The sequence below is a fragment of the Moorena sp. SIO1F2 genome (assembly GCF_010672755.1).
In the GTDB taxonomy this organism is placed as follows: domain Bacteria; phylum Cyanobacteriota; class Cyanobacteriia; order Cyanobacteriales; family Coleofasciculaceae; genus Moorena.
Window position 1 is genome coordinate 1 of sequence record NZ_JAAHFV010000334.1, and the last position, 7,042, is coordinate 7,042.

The window sequence follows — 7,042 nt, forward strand, 5'->3', positions numbered from 1 at the left end:
TCTTACTTCTATAAAGTCTGGTTTTATCGCTTTTCTATAAGCTGACAGGGATGGCATCTTAAAATCATGATATGGCTTAATTGCCTAATTTTGACGTTCACTGTCTTATCTAGCTGTCGTATATACTACCAATGCTACCGGAAAATATATTATACAATTAAACAAAAATTATTAGACAAAAATTGATAACTATAAAACTATAAAACAAAAACTAATAAAATTTATGTCGGGGGCGACCAGCGCCCCAAAGTACTTGCCAGCTTGAGGTTTAAGCTTACAGTGAATTCTCAACTATACATAGACAAAACAATACATATACAAAAGAAGCATAGTTGGAATTATTGATAAATCAATCCCTGATTATTTTTTCGTCCAAGTTTAAGAAAAATCTGGTTGATAAGTTTTGTAAATTGATTACCGAAATCTAGACCAGATAAAACTTATAGCAAACCTGTCACACCCTCAGAAATTTTACCCTATGAAAACTGTTTCGATAATTATCCCAGTATACGGAGTTGAAAAGTATATTGCTAGCGCAGTACAGTCAGTTCTCAACCAGACTTATCAAAACTTTGAACTGTTGATTATTGACGATGAATCTCCCGATCAAAGTGTAAACATTTGTCGGCAATTCTCCGATACCAGAATTAAGATTATTAACCAAAATAATCGGGGACTTGCTGGAGCGCGTAATACAGGAATTCGCCATGCCAAAGGAGATTATTTAGCGTTTTTAGATGGAGACGATTTGTGGTTGCCTCAGAAACTGGAAAGACATATTGAACACTTAGAAAAATTCCCAGATATCGGGATTAGTTTTAGCCGTTCTGCTTTGATTGATGAAGCTGGAAATTTTATGGGTGCCTATCTAATGCCTAAGCTCACTAATATTACTATATCTGATTTGTTTCAAGAGAGTCCGATCGGGAACGGTTCGGCTGCTGTAGTTCGTCGCGAAGTATTTGACACAATTAAGTATCAGGATAATCTTTACGGCTCTACAGAAGATTATTACTTTGATGAAAACTTCCGTCGTGCTGAAGATATTGAATGTTGGCTTCGCATCGCTATTCAAACTGACTGGAAAATTGAGGGAATACTTGAAGCACTAACCCTGTATCGAATTAATACACAAGGGTTGTCAGCCAATCTCTTCAAACAGTTCGAGTCCTTGGAACAAATGATTGAAAAGACCCGTTCCTATGCTCCCACAGTGACCAGCCGATGGGAAAACATTTCTAGGGCTTACCAATTGCGGTACTTGGCTAGGAGTGCGGTTCGTCTTAAAGTAGGTTCAGATGCTGTGACACTTATACATCGCTCATTATCCAATCACTGGCTTATCCTACTAGAACAGCCACGGCGAACAATCTTAACCTTAATAGCCGCTTATATGCTTTGGTTATTACCGAAGTCTTTATATGCTCAAATTGAATTGCTTGTCTCTAAGCTGCTCAAAAATGTTAAAAAACAGCCTCTTGTCCAAAACTAGTACCGCTCGCGGAATTCAAAATTCAAAATTCAAAATTCAAAAACCTTATATAGAGGTTTTTAGCCTAATGAGGTACACAAAACTTTTTACCTCTTTCCTCTTCCGACTTTACTGCTCTCTGCTACGAAAGCGCCCCGCGTGGGCCACGGCCTCAGTCCCTGCTCCCTAAAAGCAAAAAAAATGTACCTTACTAGCTTAAAAAGCGCTATAATAAAATAAGCTTATTATATAAGCGTTTCCCTAGTTTTGGATCGTATCTTTATTGACCTTTTGCTTCCTAGCATGGTTAAATAATTTCAAGGTTTGAGTCTACTATGAACAAAGTATCGGTAATTATTCCAGTATATAAGGTTGAAAAATACATAGCAGCCACAGTAGAATCTGTGCTCGCCCAAACCTATAAAAATTTTGAGCTGCTACTCATTGATGATGGCTCTCCTGACAACAGTATCGAAATATGTAAGCAAATTAACGATCCTAGAATTAAAATTATTCGTCAGGATAACCAAGGAGTATCAGCGGCAAGAAACACTGGTATTCGCGATGCTCAAGGAGAGTATATCGCTTTCTTAGATGGAGATGATCTCTGGGTTCCAGAAAAGCTAGAAAAGCATGTTTTGCATCTAGAAACATCACCCCATGTAGGAGTGAGTTTTAGCTATTCTGCGTTAATTGATGAAACAGGAACTCCGTTAGGAATCTATCAAATAGCCAAAACTAAAGATATAACTACAGATTATATCATGTGTCGTAATCCCATTGGGAATGGTTCAACACCAGTGATTCGGCGAGAAGTGTTTGAAGCAATTCGAACCCGAAACGAGCAGGCTACCGAGGATGCTTATTTTGATACTGAATTGCACAATATCGAAGACGTGGAATGTTGGCTGCGCATGGCGATTAAAACTGATTGGCACATGGAAGGTTTGCCAGAGGCGCTGACTTTATATCGTATTCATTCACAAGGGCATTCAGCTAGTATACTCAAGCATATAAACTCTCTAGAAAAGGTGATTGAGAAAACACGTGCCTATGCTCCAGAGGTAATTGCTGAATGTGAAAACCCAGCCCGCGCCTATTATTTACGGTTTGGTGCTCGACGTGCCCTCAGCATCAACGAAGGCTTGATGGCAACAGAATTGTTTAATAAGGCTTTAGCGACTTACTGGCGTATTTTGCTAGAGGAACCGCTTCGTACTCTGTTGACCGGGGCTGCTGCTTATTTGCTCCGACTTTTACCTAAAACTATTTACCAGCAAATGGAAGCTGTGGCTTTGAAAACGACAGGAGCTTCACAAAAGCGCCGAATTTCTCAGGAGCAAGCTTAGTTTTTAATAGGGTGCTTGACCAGGGCAAACGCATCTTATTTTTGTACATGCTGGCGGGGTGAGGATTTCAGCGATCTAGTCCTGTTTTTAATCAATTGATGAAATCCTTACTGGATAAGGGTTTTGGAATTTAGATGCGTTGGCCCTGGGTGCTTTACAAACACTTTGTAAAGCTTTTATAAAAATTTGTATATAAAACTCCTCAACACTCATTAGTTTCTGCTATAAACTAAAATCTGAGGTTTATATGGGGCTAAAATAAAAAATGAATCTACCTTTAACCATAAAAACTCACCTGAAAGAGTTATTGATTGGCACACCGTTTGAGCCTGCGGCAAGAAGTATTGTTGATTTGATCAAGCCTCCCAGCCAAAAGATCCTGACCAGCAGGCAAGATGACACCTATGTCTATCAGATTATGAAGCGGATTTTAGACAAATCCTCAAACTGTATCGATGTGGGTAGCAACATGGGGAGTGTGTTGACAAAAATATGCCAACTGGCTCCCCTCGGTGAGCACTATGCTTTCGAGCCGCTCCCCCGGCTGGCTACTCGGCTGCAAAAACGGTTCTCAAAGGTTCATGTTAGGCAAATTGCCTTGAGTGATTTAGAGGGAGAAACCACGTTCTGGCATGTTGTTGATGCTCCAGCACTCAGTGGTCTAAAACAAAGAGACTACAGCTATTGGGGCTATAACAATGCTCAAACAGAATCCATTGCTATCAAAACTCAAACACTTGATGACATCCTTCAACCTGACTTCAAAGTTAATTTCATTAAGGTAGATGCAGAAGGAGCAGATTTTAAGGTTTTCAAAGGTGCTATCCGAACCTTAAAAACCCACAAGCCTTACCTAGTATTTGAATTTGGTCATAGTGGCATGGTTGATTATAAAACAACGCCAGGTATGATGTATGATTTGCTAGTCAACCAGTGTGGTTTGAATATTTTTAAACTTAACAGTTGGCTACAGGGGTTAGCTCCACTCAGTGAGACGGAATTTACGATAATCTGTGAAGAAGACTCTGCTTGGAATTTCTTTGCTACGCCTTAGGGGTCGCTAGAAAACACAGGAGCATTCTGTAGGACTTAGGAAAAACTGGGCAACAAACCCTATAAATCGCTATAAATAGTACGGTTGGTTATTATAGTACCCTACTAGTAGATTGACTGGGTAAGTCTTGTCCAAGTTGCTGATCTATTATTTATATGATTGACTGGCTTGCGATCGCACTCAGGGTGCTTTTAGGCTTATTTATTTTTGCGCTTGGGCTTTACCTGGGTAAGTGGATTCCCAATCACCGGATTCGAGCTATTACCCAACCAAACCTTTGGTTTAGGCAAAGGGTTACTCTAGGACTGATGATCCTGACTAGTTTGATGATGCTGGGGTCAATTGTATTGGTCACTGATATCGTTAAAGTCAATTCAGGACAGGCTGAGGTAGTTAGCTCTCGGAAATACCAGACCAACATTCGCCTCGGAACAACTAATGTAGCGATCGGAGGTGGTGGTTATGTCACTGGTGTTTACCTCCATCCACTGGAGCAAGACTTAGTTTATATTCGGACTGATGTTGGTGGCTTCTATCGTTGGGATGAGGCGAAGCAACGTTGGATTCCCCTTACAGAACACTTTCCCCTCTCCCAGAGTAATTACTATGGAGGAGAAGCACTGGCTGTTGATCCGAATGATCCAACTATTGTCTATATTGCGGCTGGAAAATATCCCTGGGCTGAACCAGGAACACTATTTAAATCTACCGATAAAGGACAAACTTGGACAAAGTTGAACCTAGACCTCAAGATGGGGGCTAACCACAAGAAAAAATGGCTAGGAGAGAGACTAGCTGTTGATCCGTTCAATTCCAATATTATCCTGTTCGGCTCTAGAGAAGATGGACTCTGGAAATCATCGGATGCTGGTGCTACCTGGGAAAACGTCACCTCTTTTGCAGGTAAACCAGATAACAAAATTGGTATTACAGCGATTGTCTTTGATAAACAGGTACCGGGCTTAGTGTATGCTTCTCCCTATGGAGATGGCATCTACAAATCTACTGACTCTGGGGTCAGCTGGACTCAGGTAGCTGGTAGCCCAAAAACAGTCAATCGTATGGCTGTGGGAAACAATAGCATCCTATACGTCACCAGTACCAGTAATCCTGGAGTCCACAAGTATGGCAATGGTGTCTGGAAAACTATGAAACCAGGGGGATCTAATCGGATTTTTGGTCCGGTAAGTGTGAATCCTGCTAATCCTGAGGATATCTTAGTTGCCCTCAACCGCACACAAAAAACTAAATTCTACCGTTCCCTGGATGGCGGCGCTACCTGGAAACAGCAGCAGTCTTCTGCTAACAACACTATTCCCTGGTGGCCGAAGAAGTTTTTTGCCAATCATATGGCAGCTATGGAGTTTGACCCGAAAGTACCGGGAAGAGTTTGGTTTACGGATTGGTACGGTGTATGGCGGACAGATGATCTTAATGCTAATCCCGTTGTTTGGACTAACTATGCCGCTGGACACGAGGAAGTTGTTCCCTTCACTCTGGTTTCACCACCCCGTGGTCCGATACTGGTAAGTGGGGTGGCGGATGTGGATGGTTTCTACCATAACCAAGGATTAGATACTTACCCGTCTCAACGACTTGGTCTGGGGGAGCCCGGTAAGTCATTCCAAGATACCTATAGTATTGCTTATTGTGAAACTAAACCCTTGCAGATGGTTCGGGTTGGTGGTAACCGCTGGAATTCAACCTATACTGGAGCTACTTCCACCGATGGTGGTCTGACATGGCAACAGTTTGCCTCATTTCCAGACAATACGATGCCGATGCGGGTGGCTATGTCTGCTACTAACCCCAATTTATTTGTTGTGACAGTTAGTCAAGGTCAGCCCCTGCGCACTACGGATGGAGGGATGACCTGGCAAAAGGTTTCAGGATTACCGAATGGTCCGGGTGGTCCATGGAATTGGTCTCAATCTTTAGCGGCAGACCCTGTAGATGGCAACACGTTTTATTACTATGCCAAACGCAAAGTCTATCGTTCCAATGATGGCGGCTCATCCTTTCAAATTGTCAATGATTCACTTCGCAATGAAGGTTGGCATTCCCTGAAAACGGTGCCAGGGGTTAAGGGCGAAATTTGGCTGAGTCTAGACCGCAAGGGTTTTTATCGCTCTACCGATGGTGGTAAGTCATTCCTTAAGGTCCCTTCAGTAACCAGAGCTCACCTATTTGCTTTTGGTAAAGCACCCCAGGGAAGCGACACTCCAGCACTATATATTTATGGCAATATTGATGGAAATGTTCCCAATCTCGGAAATGGGGTTAGGAATCAGGAAGCTAGAGGGACTTCAGGAAGGTCAGCCAAAAGCCGTGCCCAAGAACCAGGAATATTCCAGTCTCTTGACATGGGACGCACGTGGACACGGATGGGCGATCGCTCCCGACCAATTGGCAATAGACCTGGTGTGATGGAGGCGAGTAAGCAGGAGTTCGGACTTGTTTTTATTGCTACCAATGGTAGAGGAATATACTATGGATCACATTAGGATTAATTTTGATTGATTGCTTAAGATTTTTATAAAATTTTCCTTGTAATTCGGGTAATCCTTATTGAATAGGGAATACACTAAATTACTGACTCGTTTCGTGTTAATCAGGGAATCAAACTATGGCAATCCTGCAATTTTTAATCATTAGCGCCATTTGTATGGTGTTAATCAAGTTTGTTGCTTCTTGGTTTGGGTATGGCAACATACCGATACTGAATAAATTGGTGACAATTATTCTCAGCGTCTTCGTGACCTTTGAAATTATTCAGCTGGTGCAAGCCATGATTATCAAATTTGGTTGAGGGCTGTTCGCCCTTGGCGTTCCCCTAGGGTCGGTTGAGGGAGGGTTGTTCGCCCTTGGCGTTCCCGTAGGGTCGGTTGAAGGTTGAAGGTTGTTCGCCTTTGGCGTTCCCGTAGGGTAGGTTGAAGGTTGTTCGCCTTTGGCGTTCCCGTAGGGTAGGTTGAAGGTTGACCTTCAATAAGATGCGATCGCTTAAATTATTAATAAGTTACTAAAGTTAAAAGTTGACTAGAGCGTTTCTCCTACTTATGAGGTAAAGTCAATTTTCTTACCCCTACTCCCTACTCCCTACTCCCTATTCCCTACTCCCTACTCCCTACTCCCTACTCCCTACTCCCTACTCCCTACTCCCTACTCCCT

Annotated in this window: 6 protein-coding genes; 5 read left to right on the forward strand and 1 reads right to left on the reverse strand. The window is 42.3% G+C overall.

The genetic code is table 11. From position 1 onward, the window contains the following. Positions 1-478: 478 nt before the first annotated feature. The 5 genes from F6J94_RS27290 to F6J94_RS27310 all read left to right on the forward strand — a co-directional run bounded on the left by F6J94_RS27290 (position 479) and on the right by F6J94_RS27310 (position 6,683). The gene (locus F6J94_RS27290; protein WP_293046036.1) at positions 479-1,492 is read left to right on the forward strand and encodes a glycosyltransferase family 2 protein; all 1,014 of its coding nucleotides are present in this window, start codon (positions 479-481) and stop codon (positions 1,490-1,492) included. Between the two features lie 314 nt (positions 1,493-1,806). Continuing rightward, positions 1,807-2,820, forward strand: a complete 1,014-nt coding sequence (locus F6J94_RS27295; protein WP_293046039.1) for a glycosyltransferase family 2 protein — start codon at positions 1,807-1,809, stop codon at positions 2,818-2,820. 265 nt (positions 2,821-3,085) lie between these two features. Then, positions 3,086-3,874, forward strand: coding sequence for an FkbM family methyltransferase (locus F6J94_RS27300; protein ID WP_293046042.1), 789 nt, complete (start codon positions 3,086-3,088; stop codon positions 3,872-3,874). 155 nt (positions 3,875-4,029) lie between these two features. Then, positions 4,030-6,378, forward strand: a complete 2,349-nt coding sequence (locus tag F6J94_RS27305; protein WP_293046044.1) for a hypothetical protein — start codon at positions 4,030-4,032, stop codon at positions 6,376-6,378. Positions 6,379-6,500: 122 nt separating this feature from the next. Beyond that, positions 6,501-6,683 carry a hypothetical protein gene (locus F6J94_RS27310; RefSeq protein ID WP_293046047.1) on the forward strand — a complete coding sequence of 61 codons (183 nt, stop codon included), beginning with the start codon at positions 6,501-6,503 and terminating at the stop codon, positions 6,681-6,683. 24 nt (positions 6,684-6,707) lie between these two features. On the opposite strand, the gene F6J94_RS27315 is transcribed toward F6J94_RS27310, so the two are convergent. Then, on the reverse strand, positions 6,708-6,860 hold the full coding sequence (locus F6J94_RS27315; RefSeq protein WP_293046050.1) for a hypothetical protein: 153 nt from the start codon (positions 6,858-6,860) through the stop codon (positions 6,708-6,710). Positions 6,861-7,042: the final 182 nt, after the last annotated feature.